The 16,771-nt window shown below is 36.9% G+C and carries 14 protein-coding genes; all 14 read left to right on the forward strand.

Features of this window, described 5'->3' with window-relative positions:
- Positions 1–67: 67 nt before the first annotated feature.
- The 14 genes from mraZ (at position 68) to D612_RS0101150 (ending at position 16,759) form a co-directional block, all read left to right on the forward strand.
- Positions 68–499: a division/cell wall cluster transcriptional repressor MraZ gene (gene mraZ / locus D612_RS0101085; RefSeq protein ID WP_017753622.1), complete on the forward strand. Its 432-nt coding sequence runs from the start codon at positions 68–70 to the stop codon at positions 497–499.
- A gap of 60 nt (positions 500–559) precedes the next feature.
- Positions 560–1,492 carry a 16S rRNA (cytosine(1402)-N(4))-methyltransferase RsmH gene (rsmH, locus tag D612_RS0101090; RefSeq protein WP_017753623.1) on the forward strand — a complete coding sequence of 311 codons (933 nt, stop codon included), beginning with the start codon at positions 560–562 and terminating at the stop codon, positions 1,490–1,492.
- 41 nt (positions 1,493–1,533) lie between these two features.
- Positions 1,534–1,893 (forward strand): cell division protein FtsL, encoded by a 360-nt coding sequence (gene ftsL, locus D612_RS0101095; protein WP_017753624.1) that lies wholly within the window; start codon positions 1,534–1,536, stop codon positions 1,891–1,893.
- Positions 1,894–1,911: 18 nt separating this feature from the next.
- Positions 1,912–4,170, forward strand: coding sequence for a penicillin-binding protein (locus tag D612_RS0101100; RefSeq protein WP_017753625.1), 2,259 nt, complete (start codon positions 1,912–1,914; stop codon positions 4,168–4,170).
- 289 nt (positions 4,171–4,459) lie between these two features.
- Positions 4,460–6,376 carry a stage V sporulation protein D gene (locus tag D612_RS0101105; protein ID WP_017753626.1) on the forward strand — a complete coding sequence of 639 codons (1,917 nt, stop codon included), beginning with the start codon at positions 4,460–4,462 and terminating at the stop codon, positions 6,374–6,376.
- Positions 6,377–6,511: 135 nt separating this feature from the next.
- Positions 6,512–7,987 (forward strand): UDP-N-acetylmuramoyl-L-alanyl-D-glutamate--2,6-diaminopimelate ligase, encoded by a 1,476-nt coding sequence (locus tag D612_RS0101110; protein WP_026092347.1) that lies wholly within the window; start codon positions 6,512–6,514, stop codon positions 7,985–7,987.
- A complete protein-coding gene (locus D612_RS0101115; RefSeq protein ID WP_017753628.1) occupies positions 7,984–9,348 on the forward strand; it encodes a UDP-N-acetylmuramoyl-tripeptide--D-alanyl-D-alanine ligase in 1,365 nt (454 codons plus the stop codon). The genes D612_RS0101110 and D612_RS0101115 overlap by 4 nt, the downstream gene beginning before the upstream one ends.
- Positions 9,349–9,405: 57 nt before the next feature.
- A complete protein-coding gene (mraY, locus tag D612_RS0101120) occupies positions 9,406–10,380 on the forward strand; it encodes a phospho-N-acetylmuramoyl-pentapeptide-transferase (protein ID WP_017753629.1) in 975 nt (324 codons plus the stop codon).
- Positions 10,381–11,739 carry a UDP-N-acetylmuramoyl-L-alanine--D-glutamate ligase gene (gene murD, locus D612_RS0101125; RefSeq protein ID WP_017753630.1) on the forward strand — a complete coding sequence of 453 codons (1,359 nt, stop codon included), beginning with the start codon at positions 10,381–10,383 and terminating at the stop codon, positions 11,737–11,739.
- A gap of 48 nt (positions 11,740–11,787) precedes the next feature.
- The gene (gene spoVE / locus D612_RS0101130) at positions 11,788–12,888 is read left to right on the forward strand and encodes a stage V sporulation protein E (protein ID WP_017753631.1); all 1,101 of its coding nucleotides are present in this window, start codon (positions 11,788–11,790) and stop codon (positions 12,886–12,888) included.
- A 163-nt stretch (positions 12,889–13,051) separates the two neighbouring features.
- Complete coding sequence (gene murG / locus D612_RS0101135; RefSeq protein ID WP_017753632.1) at positions 13,052–14,140, forward strand: undecaprenyldiphospho-muramoylpentapeptide beta-N-acetylglucosaminyltransferase; 1,089 nt, start codon at positions 13,052–13,054, stop codon at positions 14,138–14,140.
- A 71-nt stretch (positions 14,141–14,211) separates the two neighbouring features.
- Positions 14,212–15,120 (forward strand): UDP-N-acetylmuramate dehydrogenase, encoded by a 909-nt coding sequence (gene murB / locus D612_RS0101140; RefSeq protein ID WP_017753633.1) that lies wholly within the window; start codon positions 14,212–14,214, stop codon positions 15,118–15,120.
- Between the two features lie 174 nt (positions 15,121–15,294).
- Complete coding sequence (locus D612_RS0101145) at positions 15,295–16,074, forward strand: cell division protein FtsQ/DivIB (RefSeq protein ID WP_017753634.1); 780 nt, start codon at positions 15,295–15,297, stop codon at positions 16,072–16,074.
- The gene (locus tag D612_RS0101150) at positions 16,058–16,759 is read left to right on the forward strand and encodes a DUF881 domain-containing protein (RefSeq protein ID WP_017753635.1); all 702 of its coding nucleotides are present in this window, start codon (positions 16,058–16,060) and stop codon (positions 16,757–16,759) included. Before D612_RS0101145 ends, D612_RS0101150 begins: the two co-directional genes overlap by 17 nt.
- Positions 16,760–16,771: the final 12 nt, after the last annotated feature.

The following is a 16,771-nucleotide window of genomic DNA, read 5'->3' on the forward strand; positions in this document are numbered from 1 at the left end:
TCATAAAGTAAGTGGTAGAAAGTGGGGATATGTGGTATTCTAGTTACAGAAAGTGGGGCGCTTATGTATGTTAATGGGGGAATATCATCATAACATCGATCAAAAGGGCAGGATGATTATACCTGCCAAATTTCGCGAGCTTCTAGGTGACAGCTTTGTCGTTACTAGAGGTTTAGATCAGTGTTTGTTTGGATATCCCCTTGACGAATGGCAAGCGCTAGAAAATAAATTAAAAACCCTCCCATTTACAAAAAAAGATGCCCGAGCTTTTACGCGATTCTTCTTTTCTGGTGCAGCTGAATGTGAGGTGGACAAGCAGGGAAGAGTAAATATTGTTCCACCCCTTCGAGACTATGCACAGCTTGAAAAAGAGTGTGTCATTATCGGTGTTTCGAACCGATTTGAAATTTGGAGTAAGGAGAATTGGGAAACATATTTTGCTAAGTCAGAGGAATCTTTTGCTGAGATTGCTGAAAGCTTAATTGATTTTGACCTTTAAGTTCATAGTCAGGGGTAGCTTGTTTCATTCTCTGTGCAAATTTGAATGGTAGGTGTTTAGATGTTTGAACATGTAACAGTCTTAAAAGAAGAAGCTGTAAATGGATTAAATATTAAACCAGATGGTGTATATGTGGATTGTACGCTAGGTGGAGCAGGACATAGTGAACTAATTCTTAGTAAATTATCAAAGCGAGGAAAGCTATTTGCTTTTGATCAGGATGAAATGGCGTTAGTTCATGCCGAAAAAAAGCTTGCTACATATAGGGATCAAGTAACGTTAATAAGAAGTAATTTTCGCTATTTGAAGGAAGCGCTTCTTGAAAAAGGGATTAGCGAAGTAGATGGAGTTTTGTTTGATTTAGGAGTCTCTTCTCCGCAATTGGATATCGCAGAGAGGGGCTTTAGCTATCATCAGGATGCACCACTTGATATGCGAATGGATCAATCGGCATCATTGTCTGCTTATGATGTTGTAAACGATTGGGATTATCATGATCTTGTCAAAATTTTTTTCAAATACGGTGAAGAAAAATTCTCGAAGCAGATTGCTAGGAAAATTGAAAACTATCGAGCAAAAAAACCTATCGAAACTACGGGAGAACTAGTAGATCTAATTAAAGAAGCGATCCCTGCAGCAGCAAGACGGACTGGTGGACATCCTGCAAAAAGAGTATTTCAAGCGATCCGCATTGCTGTTAATGATGAATTAAAGGTTTTCGAGGAAGCAATTGAAGATGCAATATCACTTACAAGATCAGGTGGTAGAATTTGTGTGATTACGTTTCACTCTTTGGAGGATCGAATTTGTAAAACGACTTTTGCAAAGTGGAGTAAAGGGCCTGAATTGCCACCGGGACTACCTTTTATTCCCGAACAGTACAAGCCGGTATTAAAACTAGTCACAAGAAAACCGATCGTTCCATCTGAAGATGAGATGGAAAAAAATAATCGTGCACGCTCAGCAAAGCTACGTATAGCTGAAAAACTTTGAAGGATAAACATTATTATTAAATCATTAGGAGGTCGGAAGCTTTGAGTAATCTTGCTTATCAGGTTCAGCCGAAAAGACAACAACAATTCGAACCGAAAACGAAGCCTCAAACTAAAGTAAAAAAGAAAAGACAAATAACGTTTGGAGAGAAATTATTGCTATCATTTTTACTCATCCTTGGTACTATAGGTTGTACGTTGATTGTAATTAATCAGGCTACTATTTTTCAATACAATAATGATATACAAACACTAGAGGGCAATATTGCAAATCAAGAAAAGATAAATGGTGGTCTCGAACAAGAAATTACTGAACTATCTAAACCTGAACGGATATTGAAAATTGCAACAGAACAAGGATTAACAATCCAAAATAACAATGTACAAATAATTGGTCATTAGTAAGAGTGTGGTGGGATCATGAACAAGGCTAGAACAGTACATATCAAAGTTGGAGCGAGGATATTATCAATAGTATTTGTCCTGCTCTTTTTTATATTGGCATGCCGTTTTGTTTATATTCAAGTAACTAAAAGCGTAGAGGGACAAGTGTTAACAACGCTTGCCGAGGATAAATGGGAGAAGGAGCGCGTTATCGAGGCGAGCAGGGGACAAATATTAGATCGAAATAGTGAGATTATAGCTAAAGATGTGCCTACGTATTCAATGTATGCAATTATAAAAAAATCATACTCAAAGAATTCACCTAAACCGCTTCATGTGGATGATCCTCATGATGCGGCTGTCAAATTAGCTCCTTTAATTGGTATGGAAGTTTCCGAGATTGAGAGAAGGTTAACACCTAAAAGTGAAGATGATTTTCAGGTCGAATTTGGCCCAAATGGAAGAAATATTGATCATTTATTAATGGAAAAAATTGCAGCCTTAAAAATACCTGGTATTAATTTTCGTCGTGAAAAAAAGCGGCTTTATCCTAATGGTGTTTTTGCCTCCCATGTAATCGGCTTCGCATTACCGGATGACGAAGGTAAGCTTGTTGGTAATATGGGGGTAGAAAAAACTTTTGATTCCATACTTCAAGGGCAGGATGGATTTGTTAGCTTTCAAAGTGATCGGAAAGGCTTTAAGTTACCCGATCCTAAAGAAATGGTCACTTCACCGATTAATGGTAAGGATGTCTATTTAACAATTGATCAAAAAATCCAAACATTTCTTGAAACTGCACTTTCGGATGCTTTTAACCAATATGAACCTGAAAACATGATAGGAATTGTTGCTGATGCGAAAACCGGTGAAATATTGGCGATGGCAACAAGGCCATCCTTTGACCCAAATACAAGGAAGATCACAAATTATTTAAACGATGCAATTTCTTCCCGTTATGAGCCAGGTTCAACGATGAAGGTGTTTACTTTAGCCGCAGCTATTGATGCTGGTGTATTTAATGGTCATGAAGAATATCAATCAGGATCATATCGGATATCTGAAAAAGATAAGCCAATCCGTGACCATAACAAATCAGGTTGGGGTAAAATTACTTATTTAGAAGGTGTCCAAAGATCTTCAAACGTTGCTTTTGCAAAGCTAGTAAATGAAAAGCTTGGGACAGATAAATTTCTTGATTATTTACAACGATTTGGATTTGATAAGCCAACTGGCATCGACTTACCGAACGAAGTAGCGGGAAACATTTTATATCGATATCCGATTGAAAAAATTACAACTGCGTTTGGACAAGGGACTTCCATTACACCCATTCAGCAAATTCAGGCGGCAACCGCCATTTCAAATGGTGGGAAGATGATGAAGCCGTTTATTATCAAAAAAATAGTTGATCCCAAAACAGGCGAAGTGATTAAAGAACAACAACCAACTGTTGTCAATGAACCAATAAAAGCTGAAACAGCACAAGAAGTATTAAATATCCTTGAAACTGTTGTTTCTTCAGATGCAGGTACTGGTAAAGCGTATCGCATCGATGGCTATGAAATAGCAGGAAAAACTGGTACAGCCCAAATAGCCGACCCGAAAACTGAACAGTATATGACCGGACACGGAAATAATATATTTTCATTTTTAGGATTTGTGCCAAAGGATGATCCGCAGCTTATCATGTATGTGTCTGTTAAACAGCCAAAAATAAAAATTACAGAGTTAGGCTCTGAACCAATATCTTATGTTTTTAAAACTGTCATCAAAAATAGTTTACATTATTTAAATATTGTCCCATTAGAAGAGAAATCAAAGAGCAAACCTATTGCTGAGAATGGAATTGAAGTCCCTAATATAATTGGTAAATCACTGGATAGTGTGAAAACCGAGCTTATTAATATAGGAACACACCCGGTTTCCATCGGTTCCTCAATTAAAGTGATCGAACAGCTACCTGTACCTAACACAAGAGTATTACCTGGTGAACTTGTTGTATTAAAAACAGAAGGTAAAATAGTAATGCCTGATATGACGGGGTGGTCATTACGAGATATTTTAAAAATTACCGAGCTAATGAGCTTAAAACCAAATATCATCGGATCAGGCTATGTAAGTAATCAAAATATTAAGCCCGGTACGGAAGTTAAAGAAGGAGATTATTTAGTAGTTGAGCTAAAACCACCTTACCAAGAGGAAGAACAAATTGATGAGCAAAATGAAGTTTTTAATTTTACAACGAAAGAGGATCAAGAAATTTTTGAGTTAATGAAAAATGTGCAAGATTAAATTTTTATGGCGGAGCTAGTTGGCTCCGCTTTTTTATTTTCCTTCCTTACCGTCAGGGCTGATCAAGGCGATTCAGCTTTTCTATTTGTCTAGCTTCATCGCCTAGCCCTTTGTGAAAATTTCTTTCCACATACGAAGTCAAAAGCAGACTTCTTTGTGGAAAGAGCATTTTCCATTCAGGGCTGATCAAGGCGATTCAGCTTTTCTTTGTTCTATTATTTTTTGTACAGGCATATTATGAAACAAGCTTTTATGTCGGTTATGTTGGCAATAGAGGGGGGCTTTAGTTTTGAGAGTTTCAAATGTAACTGTTCGAAAACGACTAGTAACAGTGCTCATCATTGGGCTGTTACTTTTTGCAGTCATAGATGTACGTTTAGGCTATGTACAATTAGTGTTGGGGAATTGGCTAAGCGAAAAAGCTTTAGATTCGTGGGGCAGGGATATTCCATTTGAGCCTGAAAGAGGGGAGATACTTGATCGTAATGGGATTCCTTTAGCAACGAATGTAAGTGCTCCGACGGTTTATATTGTGCCAAGGCAAATTGAAGATCCTGTAGATGCTGCCAAAAAAATAGCTGCTGTTTTAAATATGTCAGAAGAAAAAGCCTATCGATATATTACAAAAAATTCATCAAATGAACGAATTCCTGAAGGACGCAAAATATCCAATGAAAAAGCAAGTGAAATAAGGGCACTAGGATTAAAAGGAGTTTATATTGCCGAGGATTCAAAACGACATTATCCTTTCGGTAGCTATTTATCCCATGTATTAGGGTTTACCGGTATTGACAATCAAGGATTGATGGGATTAGAACTTTATTATGACGAAAAGTTACGCGGTGAAAAAGGGCATGTTTCCTTTATTGCTGATGCGAAAGGAAGACGTATGCCAGATTCAACCGAAAATTATATACCGCCGATCGATGGGTTAAACATGAAATTAACAATTGATTCAAGGGTTCAGACAATAATTGAAAGGGAACTTGATATTGCTGAAGCAACGTATCATCCTGATGGAGCAATTGCAATTGCTATGGATCCTAATACTGGTGAAATCCTTGGGATGTCAAGTCGACCAGACTTTGATCCTGAAAGATATCAAGAAGTCGCACAGGAAGTATACAATCGTAATTTGCCAGTGTGGAGTACATACGAACCTGGATCTACCTTTAAAATTATTACATTAGCAGCTGCGCTTGAAGAAAAATTAGTTGATCTCGAGAAGGATCATTTTCATGATCCGGGTTTTATAAAAGTTGAGGGAGCAACCCCGCGGTGCTGGAAAAGAGGCGGGCATGGTCATCAATCCTACCTAGAAGTTGTTCAAAATTCATGTAACCCTGGCTTTGTTACATTGGGACAAAAGCTTGGTAAAGAAAAATTGTTTCAATATATTAAGGATTTTGGCTTCGGAAGAAAAACTGGAATTGATTTGCAAGGGGAAGGGACTGGAATTTTATTTAAATTAGAACGAGTTGGTCCTGTAGAATTAGCGACAACAGCGTTTGGTCAAGGAGTTTCAGTTACGCCGATTCAACAAGTAGCCGCTGTTGCGGCAGCGGTAAATGGTGGATATTTATATCAACCATATATTGCGAAAGAATGGGTTGACCCAACAACGGGTATGGTAGTAAGTCGTAATACTCCAATTATGACGAAAAGAGTAATATCCGAGAAGACATCTGAACAAATAAGATATGCACTTGAGAGTGTTGTCGCACAAGGTACTGGGAAAGGCGCATTTGTCGATGGATACCGCGTTGGCGGAAAAACGGGAACAGCACAGAAAGTAAAGGATGGACGATATATGGAAAACAACCATATTGTCTCTTTTATTGGCTTTGCCCCTGCTGATGATCCGGAAATAGTCGTTTATACAGCGATTGATAATCCTAAGGATACGGTTCAATTTGGCGGTGTTGTAGCTGCTCCAATTGTAGGTAATATTATTGAAGATAGCCTTCGTGTTCTTGATGTGAAAAAGCGAACAGGGCAAATTGAAAAGAAATATACATGGCCGGACCCTTTGATGGTAGAAGTACCTAATATTATCGGTCTCACGACGAAAGAGCTCCAACAATATTTAATTGATTTAAGAATTGATAAAAGTGGAGAAGGTACGGTCATTATTGATCAAGCACCTAAACCGGGGGTTAAAGTTGAAACAGGATCAACAATTCGTGTTTATTTGGGAGAAAAGTAAAGAAGGCATAATCAACATGGAATTTCACGGTTTTTTCGTGGAATTCCAGTTTTTCTAAATATACATTATTAAGACAACTTCCCTTTTGTTATAATAGATAAGTGATGAATTTTAATGATAGAAAGGGAATCCGAAATGGAACTTCAAAGTTTACTTGAAAGCTTATCTTTTTACAAGCAAATACATAAAGGAAATCCAGAAATAACATCTATAGAAATGGATTCAAGGAAAGTACAGAAGGGTAGCTTATTTGTATGTATAAATGGATTTACAGTTGATGGACATAACTTTGTCAATCAAGCGATTGAAAATGGGGCTAGTGCAATTATTGCTGAGAAAGAGTTGCCAATCAATGAATCTATTCCTTATATTGTTGTTCAGGATACAAAAAGAGCTTTAGCTTATTTGGCTGATTTTTTTTATGGGCAACCGACAAAAGGTCTTCGCTTGATTGGAGTAACTGGTACGAATGGTAAGACAACGACAACACATATAATTGATGAAATATTTAAAACTAACGGAGATTATACTGGTCTTATTGGGACAATGTATATAAAAATTGGTGATGAGACATACGATGTAAAGAATACTACTCCAGAATCATTATTATTACAACAAATGTTTCATAGCATGGTAGCAAAGAACGTAACGACAGCCACGATGGAGGTTTCCTCCCATGCGTTAGACATGGGGCGTGTACGTGGTTGTGATTATGATATCGCAGTATTTACAAACTTAACTCAAGATCATCTTGATTATCATAAAACTATGGATGAGTATGCACGTGCAAAGGGGCTGCTATTTTCACAATTAGGGAATTCGCTTGAGTATCAAAATCCAAAATATGCTGTGATAAATAGTGATGATCCTTATACTGAGCTTTTTCAGAAACTGGTTGCAGGTGCTCATATATTAACATATGGAATTGACAATGATTGTAATGTTAGGGCGTCTGAGATTAAGATGAGTTCCCAAGGAACGACCTTCAGATTGTCGACACCAATTGGAGAAGCACAAATTTCGATGAAGCTTATTGGCAAATTCAGTGTTTATAATGTATTGGCGGCAATAACAGTTGGGATCGCAGCAAACGTACCATTCGACGTTATCATAAGTGCAGTTGAAAAAATCGAAGGGGTAGCTGGCCGCTTTGAAGTCGTTAATGAAAATCAGGAATTTACTGTTATCGTTGATTATTCACATACACCTGATAGCTTAGAAAATGCCCTAACAACCGTAAAACAATTTGCGAAAGGAAAGGTATATTGTATTGTAGGTTGTGGTGGTGATCGAGATAAGACAAAACGGCCAATAATGGCGCAAATTGCTGTGAAAAATGGTGATGTTGCTATTTTTACTTCTGATAACCCTCGCTCAGAGGATCCGGTTGAAATTTTAAAGGATATGGAAGCTGGGGTTGTCGGAGAATCATATAAAGTCATTGTTGATCGAAAAGAAGCTATTTATTATGCGGTCAAACAAGTTGAAAAAGATGATGTTATTTTAATTGCCGGAAAGGGACATGAAACGTATCAAATTATAGGTTCTAAAGTTTTAGACTTTGATGATCGCGAAGTTGCAAAAGATGCGATAAAGGAGAGATTGTCATGAAGCTCTCAATAACAGATCTTCGGCAAATATTCCCTAACAATAGAGGTTCGATTAATGAAAATATTATGATTGATGAGGTTTTTACTGATAGCAGAAAACCAGTGCGTAAAGGGTTATTTATTCCCATTACTGGAGATCGGTTTGACGGGCACGATTTTTTAATGGATGCTATCCATAATGGGGCTGTTGCCGTTTTATGGCAGAAAGATAAACCAATACCTTCGTTTGTACCGACTGAATTTCCAATATTTTTTGTATCAGATACCATTAAAGGCTTACAAGCACTAGCAAGGAATGTCTTGGAAAAAACGAAGCCACTAGTAATTGGCATCACTGGCTCTAATGGAAAAACAACTACAAAGGACCTAGTATCAGCCGTTTTACAAAAGAAATATAAAACATATAAAACCCAAGGCAATCTCAACAATCATATTGGTATGCCGTTAACTATATTATCTATGCCTGAGGGAACTGAAGTTTTAATCGTAGAAATGGGTATGAGCAATTTTTGTGAAATCTCGTTATTAAGTAGAATAGCAAAGCCACATTATGGAATAATCACTAATATTGGTGAATCTCATATTGAATTTCTAGGTAGTAGACAAGGAATTGCGCGGGCTAAGTTAGAAATAATAGATGGTTTACAGCCTGAGGGAAAGCTGTTTGTTGACGGAGATGAACCATTATTAAAAGTTAAACCGAAAGATATTTCAGTTATCCATTGTGGTATAGAGGCAACTAATGATATTGTTATTTCTAATATACAGGTCAAAAGAAATGGATTACTCTTTACCATAGATGATGTTGTCTATGAGTTACCTTTACTTGGACAGCATAATGCAAAGAATGCATGTCTTGCAATTGCCTTAGGTTTGGAGTTAGGACTTACCACCGACCAAATAAGAGCAGCATTTTCAAATACTCATATTACGGGTATGCGTCTTGAACAGCTGCGTGGGAAAAACGAAGCATTGATTATTAATGATGCATATAATTCAAGTCCAACTTCAATGAAAGCTGCAATCGAAACGATAAAGGCAATGGATTTTTATGATAAAAAAGTATTAGTTTTAGGAGATAGTTATGAACTGGGACCTGAGGAAGAAGCGTTGCACCGAAGTGTCGCTTCTGTCATTGAGCCACCGATTACAGAGTTGATTTGTATTGGTGAAAAAGCAAATTGGATTGCTGATGAAGTAAGAAAGCAAGCAAAGTTAGCTTCGGTCTATAGCTTTTTAAGAAAAGAAGAAGCTTTACCTTTTATTTTAGAGTTGCTTGCTCCTGATACCGTTGTTCTTTTAAAAGCTTCTCGAGGTGCAAGACTAGAATCGCTAGTCAGAGGATTAGTAGAAGATTGTTAAGCATAGGATTCTAATGCGTTTATGTAAATAATAACGAAAAGAGAAAGGAGGACAAGAATGCTTGAACGCAGTATGTTAATGACAATTATAATGGCTTTTTTAATTGCGGCATTATTATCCCCTATCATGATTCCATTTTTACGCCGGTTAAAGTTTGGTCAAAGTATTCGTGAGGAAGGTCCAAAGTCGCATCAAAAAAAATCGGGTACTCCCACGATGGGCGGTGTGATGATTTTACTAGCAATTATTATCACAACTTTAGTCATGACAGGCAAATTCTCAGCCCCTACTATGGAAACGTATTTGCTGTTATTTATAACAATAGGATATGGAGTCTTAGGGTTTTTGGACGATTTTATTAAAATTGTCATGAAACGCAATCTAGGCTTATCATCCAAACAAAAGCTAATTGGTCAATTTATAATCGCTATTATATTTTATTTCTTTTTAAATAAATTAGGATTTTCTACATATATTAATATACCAGGTACCGATATATCGATTGATATTGGTTGGACCTATATTATACTTTTGATTATTATGCTTGTTGGGGCGTCTAATGCTGTTAATTTAACAGATGGGCTAGATGGACTCCTAGCTGGGACTGCAGCAATTGCCTTTGGGGCTTTTGCGATTTTGGCATGGAATCAATCTCAGTATGAAGTAGCATTATTTTCTATTGCCGTTGTTGGAGCGGTATTAGGCTTTCTTGTTTTTAACGCCCATCCTGCAAAGGTTTTTATGGGGGATACAGGCTCTTTAGCTTTAGGTGGTGCAATCGCAGCTGTTGCGATATTGTTGAAGCTTGAAGTACTATTAGTCATAATTGGTGGCGTGTTTGTCATCGAAACATTATCCGTTATTATTCAAGTCATTTCTTTTAAGACAACTGGTAAACGTGTCTTTAAGATGAGCCCATTACATCATCACTATGAATTAATAGGTTGGTCTGAGTGGCGTGTGGTGACAACTTTTTGGATCATAGGTTTATTGTTTGCAGGAATAGGAATTTATATCGAGGTGTGGATCTAATTGAAACTGACAACAGAGTATGAAGGAAAAAAAATCCTAGTACTAGGATTAGCCAAAAGTGGATATGCAGCGGCTAAAATCCTGCATGACTTAGGGGCTAACGTTACCGTTAATGATTATCAATCGCTTGATGAAAGTGAAGAAGCAAGTGAATTAGTAAGAAATGGAATTGTTGTGATTGGTGGCGGACATCCCGACAATTTAATGGACAATCATTTTGATTTAATCGTAAAAAATCCTGGAATACCATATAGCAATATCGTCTTAAAAAAAGCAACTGAAGAAGGCATCCCTATCATAACAGAGGTAGAGATCGCTTACACGATTTCTGAGGCTGATATTATTGGGATTACAGGCTCGAATGGAAAAACAACAACGACAACGTTGATTTATGAAATATTAAAAGCAGGCCATAAAAACCCCAAATTATCTGGGAATATTGGTTTGGTTGCTTGTGAAGTTGCGGCCAAAACAAAAGAGGATGAATTATTAGTGATGGAGTTGTCCTCTTTTCAGCTAATGGGAATACGTCAATTTAAACCGAAGGTTTCTGTATTACTTAATTTATTTAATGCGCATTTAGATTACCACGGAACAAAGGAAGAGTATGGGAAAGCAAAAGCAAATATTTTTAAAAACCAGACGGATACTGATTTTGCTGTTGTAAACTACGATGACACCGATGTAGTCGAGTTAGCAAAGCATACAAGGGCGAATGTTGTTTATTTTTCCGTTTCAAAAAATATAAAAAAGGGAGTTTATATTGTAGAAGGGAAAATATTTTATAATGATGAGGCAATTATCGATTTAACTGATATTTTATTACCTGGTTTACATAACTTAGAAAACATTTTAGCGGCTATTGCGGCTACAAAAATATTAGGTACTTCAAACAATGCGATAAAAGAAGTATTGCAAACATTTACTGGTGTAAAGCACCGCTTACAATATGTAGAAACGATTAACGGGCGTAAATTTTACAATGATTCAAAAGCAACCAATATATTAGCTACGCAAAAAGCCATATCGGCTTTTTCAGAACCGATGATTTTGCTGGCTGGTGGGTTAGATCGTGGAAATAGCTTTGACGAACTCATTCCTGCTTTAAAAAAAGTGAAGGCTGTTATAACGTTTGGACAAACGGCAGAGAAAATTTCAAATGCGGCGAAACAAGCAGGAATTAATACAATTAAACATGTCGATAATGTAGAAAAGGCTGTGCCGTTAGCTTATGATTTAGCGGATGAGGGTGACGTTATCTTATTGTCACCTGCGTGCGCAAGCTGGGATCAATTCAAAACATTTGAAGAACGTGGAGACATGTTTGTTCATTCTGTGCATAAACTTAAAGTAGACTAGTCCTACGAAGGTATGAATGCATAGAAAAATTGATTGAGGTGTATAAAGTTGCAGAATAAAAAATCTACGCCCGATTTTATTCTTATTCTTGCTACTTTGGCCTTATTAGCAGTTGGTATGATTATGGTGTATAGTGCTAGTGCTGTGTGGGCCAATTATAAATTTGATGATTCGTTCTTCTTTGCAAAAAGGCAGCTTCTATTTGCAGGAGTTGGAGTTATTGCCATGTTTGCTATTATGAATATTGACTATTGGACATGGCGGACATGGTCAAAGGTAATCATCGTTAGTTGTTTTATGTTATTAATTATTGTCTTAATTCCTGGTGTTGGACTTGTTCGTGGTGGAGCACAGAGTTGGTTAGGTATAGGGGCTTTTTCTATTCAGCCGTCAGAATTTATGAAAATTGCGATGATTGCTTTTTTGGCAAAGTTTCTATCAGAAAACCAAAAGCATGTAACATCGTTTCGTAAAGGATTGGTTCCTTCGCTTTCATTAGTATTTTTAGCCTTTGGTCTTATCATGCTACAGCCGGACTTAGGAACTGGTGTTGTAATGGTAGGGACATGTGTTGTAATGATATATGTTGCCGGTGCTAGAATTAGTCACTTCGTTGGATTAGGTCTTTTAGGTATTGCTGGATTTATTGCTTTAATTGCGTCAGCACCATATCGAATAAAACGAATTACTGCCTTTTTGGATCCATGGCAAGATCCACTTGATAGCGGTTTTCAAATTATTCAATCGTTATATGCAATTGGTCCAGGTGGGTTACTTGGATTAGGGTTAGGTCAGAGCCGACAAAAGTTTTTTTATTTACCTGAACCACAAACAGATTTTATTTTTTCGATTATTGCCGAAGAATTGGGATTCATTGGTGGAACATTTGTGATATTGCTATTTGCATTATTATTGTGGCGCGGTGTAAGGATAGCTCTAGGTGCACCAGATTTATTCGGAAGCTTTTTAGGCATCGGAATAATTGCAATGATTGCGATTCAAGTTATCATAAATATCGGTGTTGTGACAGGTCTTATGCCAGTAACCGGAATTACCCTTCCGTTTTTGAGCTATGGTGGATCTTCATTAACATTAATGCTTATGGCTGTCGGAGTCTTATTAAATATTAGTCGCTATGCCCGGTACTAAGAAATAATTGACATTTACCTAATATTTCGTTGTAATAATTTATAAAGGAAGCTTATAACCCTGTTTTTAACAGGGTTTCTATTATTTTTTGCTTGTAAAAAGGGAGCAATGATTTTTCTACAGTTGGAAATTTTACAAGTATTAGAAAAAATGGGGGATCGCCGTGAAAATTGTAGTAAGTGGTGGCGGCACTGGCGGCCACATATATCCTGCAATTGCCTTCATTAATGAAGTGAGAAAACATAACCCGGAGGCAGAGTTTTTATATATCGGAACAAAAAATGGATTGGAAAGCTCCATAGTGAATCGAGCGAACATTCCATTTGAAGCAATCGAGATTTCCGGATTTAAAAGAAGCTTATCGTTTGAAAATGTGAAAACCATTCTACGTTTTTTAAAAGGAGTTTCAATAAGTAAAAAGTATATAAAACAGTTTAAACCTGATGTAGTACTGGGAACAGGTGGGTATGTATGTGGCCCGGTTGTATATGCTGCAGCTAAGCTAAATATCCCTACAATTATTCACGAACAAAATAGTGTTCCAGGATTAACAAACAAATTTTTAAGTAAATACGTAGATAAAGTTGCTATATGCTTTCAGGAAGCAGAACAATTTTTCCCAAGAAATAAAGTTGTTTTTACAGGGAACCCGAGAGCTTCCGAGGTAGTTGGGAATGATCGTCAAAAAGGAAGAGACGTACTAGGATTTTCGTCTACAAAAAAAATTGTGTTAATAGTTGGTGGAAGCCGTGGAGCAAAACCGATAAATGATGCATTTTTAGAAGTTCTACCTAAGGTTGGTGAAAAGCAATACCACGTTGTTTATGTCACTGGTGAGGTGCATTACGAAAATGTAAAGCGTGAAGTCGATAAGGTTGGCAATCCAAGTAATGTGATTATTAAGCCTTTTATTCATAATATGCCGGAAGTATTAGCAGGCATTGATTTAATTGTTGCTCGGGCTGGCGCTACAACGCTTGCGGAGATCACTGCATTAGGGATACCAAGCATTCTAATTCCAAGCCCGTATGTTACAAACAATCATCAAGAAAAAAACGCGAGAGCATTGAGTGAGAAGGGAGCGGCAATTGTCCGCTTAGAAAAAGAAATAAGTGGTGCTGCTCTTTTAACAGATATCGATCAAATATTACTAAATGAAGAAGCGTTACAACAAATGAAAGTAGCATCTAAAGGTTTAGGAATACCAGATGCTGCGCAAAAATTATATGATTTGATGAAGCAATTAATCTAAATTTGTACGTGACAAGACATACTTGCATAAATTATTACTAACTAGCAAAATCGTCTAAAAAGGAGGGCACCATGGAAGATTTAATGGTAAAGCTTCGGGAAGCAAATATTGGTAAGGTCCTTATGAATGAGCCGCTAAAAGGTCACACAACGATGAAAATAGGTGGCCCTGCTGATCTTTTTATTGAGCCAAACAGTGTAGAAAGTGTAAAACAAGTACTTGAACTTGTGAATGAGGCTGGTGTACCATGGCGAGCTATTGGACGTGGTTCTAATTTATTAGTACTTGACGGTGGAATACGCGGGGTTATTATTAAGCTTGGTGAAGGATTAGACGATTTAGAAATAAACGGTTGTGAGGTTCGAGTTGGAAGCGGGTTTTCACTTATTTCATTAGCTACTATTATAAGTAAAAAAGGATTATCTGGCTTAGAATTTGCAGGGGGTATCCCGGGATCGGTTGGTGGGGCCGTTTATATGAACGCTGGAGCTCACCGCTCAGATATATCAAAAATTCTTGTGAAGGCATATTGTGTATTTGCGGATGGGAGTAGTGGTTGGTTAAGTAATGAAGAAATGCAGTTTTCATATCGGACCTCTGTCCTCCAAAAAATTAAACCGGGTATAGTGGTCGAAGCCATATTCCGCTTAAAAAAAGGTGACCGTGAGACAATTGTAAAGGAAATGCAAAAAAATAAAGATTATCGAAAAGAGACACAACCATGGAATTTCCCTTGTGCTGGTAGTATTTTTAGAAATCCTTTGCCCCATTATGCAGGGCAACTAATTGAGGAAGCTGGTCTTAAAGGGTATCAAATCGGTGGAGCCAAAATATCGGACCTTCATGGCAATTTTATAGTTAATACTGGAAACGCTACCGCCCAAAATGTACTAGATTTAATTCATTATATACAACAAATAATCATGGAAAAGTATTCAATTAAAATGGAAACAGAAATTGAAATTATTGGTGGAAAGTAACGATAACTTATAGCAAAAATATAAGTACCTTTGTTATAATGGAAATGAACTTCATAAGAGTGACCGACAAAACGGCATGATTTATGCCGTTTGTCTTATTATTCTTGATTAACAAGCAATTAACTAGAGTCATCTATTTGTTGTGTGAAGGCTTTGTATTATGGGGGATTTCGAATGAAAAAAGGAAAAGTAATTGCAATCGAGGACCGAATTCCAAAGTTAAAGCAACAAAGAAAGGAAAAAGCTAATCGCCGCCTTATTCTATATAGTTCCCTTTTCTTTGTATTAGTTTTATTCGTTCTTTATTTCCAGTCCCCATTAAGTAAAGTACAATCAATAAATGTTACAGGCAATGTACATGTTACTGCAGATGAAATACGAAAACTTAGTCATATTGATATTGGGACAAGCTTCTGGAAGGTTCAGGTAGATAAAATTGTAGAACGTATCCAAGCACACAATCAAATCGCTAACGTTAAAGTTTCGCGACATTTTCCTAATCACATCAATATAAAAGTTTACGAATATAAAAGAGTCGCTTATTTAGTTGATGGATCTTCATTCTACCCAATATTGGAAACTGGTAAAATGCTTACTGAAGGGAAATTAAGTGAAATTCCAGCAGATGCTCCACTATTAATGAATTGGAAACAAAGCGAAGTACTTCAGGAAATGGCAGCACAACTTAGAAAAGTACCTGTAAGTGTATTAAACCGAATTTCTGAGATTCACCTTACTCCAGATAATATTGATCCGCTCCATCTTACGTTATATATGAGTGATGGGCATGAAGTTAGTGCAACAGTACGAGATTTCGCCAAAAAGATTAGCAATTATCCAAGTATTGTTGAAAAGTTAAGTGACGAGCATTTTGGTGTTATCCATTTAGAAGTTGGTTCTTATTTTAGAGCATATGAAAAGGCGGGGGATGAAGAAAGTGAGAGTGAACGGTAAACATGTGATTCTCTCTTTTGTAACGTTAGTTTTAGGATTTCTTATTTCATTCTCCTACCAATTAACGAGTGGGAAAACAGAGAATATAGCCGAAAGCAAGCAATGGCAGAGAGAATATGAGCTACGCGAGAAATTAATTCGTCTTGAAGAAACAACAGATAAACTCCAACAAGAATTAACAGATAAACAACAAAAAATTAGAGAAATAGAAGCAGATTTAGCCCAACAGGAAAAATCGTTTAAAACAATAGTTGAAGATGTTGAGAAGCTCCGGATGTTTGCGGGTGAAGTTCAAGTAAAAGGTCCCGGTATTGAAGTTACTTTAGCTGATTCCTCTTACGTTAAATTAGAAGATAATCCGAATAATTATATTGTTCACGACGGACACGTTCATAAAGTAGTTAATGAATTATTAACAGCTGGAGCAAGGGCAATCGCAATAAATGGTCAGCGCTTAATGCAAAATAGCTATATTGCTTGTATTGGACCGGTTATTAGTGTGGATGGAAATGAACACAATGCGCCATTCGTCATCTCAGCAATCGGTGATCCTGAGGTATTGTTTAGTGCGTTAACGATTGTCCAAGGAGTACGTGATCAGCTCGTAATGGATAATGTTGAAGTGAAAATAGAAAAAAAGGTTGAACTCATCTTTGAACCATATCTTGGTGTTAAAAATGATTAACAATTTGTGCTC

The organism is Calidifontibacillus oryziterrae (genome assembly GCF_000331575.1).
GTDB classification, from domain to species: Bacteria; Bacillota; Bacilli; order Bacillales; family Bacillaceae_J; genus Calidifontibacillus_A; species Calidifontibacillus_A oryziterrae.